Here is a 1,285-nt window from a genome sequence, read left to right as displayed (position 1 = left end):
AGGGCACCTCGATTTTTGACCGCTTTTGCTGGCGCGTAGTGCTTTCAGCCGCTTGAATTCGCAAATGACGCCATCCGCAGCGCCCTGGTCGCGCCCGTCGGTCATGGTCAGGGGTCGCTGAAGTGCAGTTTTGTGGCCTTTTGGCCTGATTTCCGCGCCCCGGGGTTAGGCCGGGGAAGGGTTCAGGCGGCGCAGCTGGACGAGGCGACGCATGTTGTAGGCAAGATTTTTCATCCCGATCTTGGCCTTGGCCCGCACCATGCCGATCGTGCGCACCAGCGTGCCGCCCATGTCGTTGGTCTGCGCGCCGAATATGTGCTCGACCCGGACCCGAACGGTCGATTTGGTCCGGTTGCTGGCCTTGGCCTGTTCGGTCAGCGGCTTGCCCCGTTTCCCCTTGCGGTGAATGTGACTGGTCAGCTTCCGGTCGCGCAGCTTCGCCTCCATCTCCTCGGACCGGTAGGCTGAATCCGCCCAGACGCCCGCGCCAGTGTTGCCCCGCATCAGCAGGTGATCCACCGCCTGACTGTCGTGCAGGGCGGCGTCGCTGACATGGTAGCGGCGCACCAGCTTGTGCTTGTGGTCCACATTCACGTGGTTTTTGTAGCCGTAATGGCTTTTGCCATGCTTTTTCGTCCAGCGCGCATCGAGGTCTTTCTGTGAGCGCATCGCGGGCTTGTCCTTCCAGTCCTCGGGCACCTCACCGCTCTTGATGGTCTTGTTTTCCTCGCGGGTATTGCGGTTCTTCGGCACCGGCACGATGGACGCATCCAGGATCTGACCGCCCCGCGCGATGTAGCCCTGCCGCGCCAGATACCCGTCGAATTGCTTGAACAACTCCTCGACCAGACCCGCCTGCGCCAGCCCCTCGCGATAGAGCCAGACCGTCTTGGCGTCGGGAACGCGGTCCTCCAGTCCAAGACCCAGGAACCGCATGAACGACAGCCGGTCGCGCACCTGGTATTCGATCTGGTCGTCGGACAGGTTGTAGAGCGCGCTCAGCACCAGCGTCTTGAACATCAGCACAGCGTCTATCGGCTTGCGCCCGGCGCGCGACTTTCGCTCCGTCTCAGGCTTGCGCCAGACCCGCTCAAGCGTCGGCCGGAATTCTTCCCAGGGCACAACGGTGTCGATCTCGACCAGTGGGTCCTTCTTGGCGTCCAGGCTCGCGTAGCGATCTGAAAGATCAAAGAAACCCATCTGCGCCATGGCTGCATTCCCTGTGCTGGTCCACCGCCTCAGTTATACAGCAGCGCCAAGGTTGGGGCAATTTTTAGAGGTGCCC

The 1,285-nt window shown here is 62.0% G+C and carries 1 protein-coding gene; it reads right to left on the bottom strand.

The genetic code is table 11. The features are described from left to right. Positions 1 to 165: 165 nt before the first annotated feature. Positions 166 to 1,209, bottom strand: coding sequence for an IS5 family transposase (locus ROE7235_RS19605; RefSeq protein WP_121097724.1), 1,044 nt, complete (start codon positions 1,207 to 1,209; stop codon positions 166 to 168). Positions 1,210 to 1,285: the final 76 nt, after the last annotated feature.

It is taken from the genome of Roseinatronobacter ekhonensis (assembly GCF_900499075.1).
In the GTDB taxonomy this organism is placed as follows: Bacteria; Pseudomonadota; Alphaproteobacteria; order Rhodobacterales; family Rhodobacteraceae; genus Roseinatronobacter; species Roseinatronobacter ekhonensis.
Note: the sequence above shows the minus strand (reverse complement) of the source record. Positions and strands in the feature narration are given on the sequence as shown.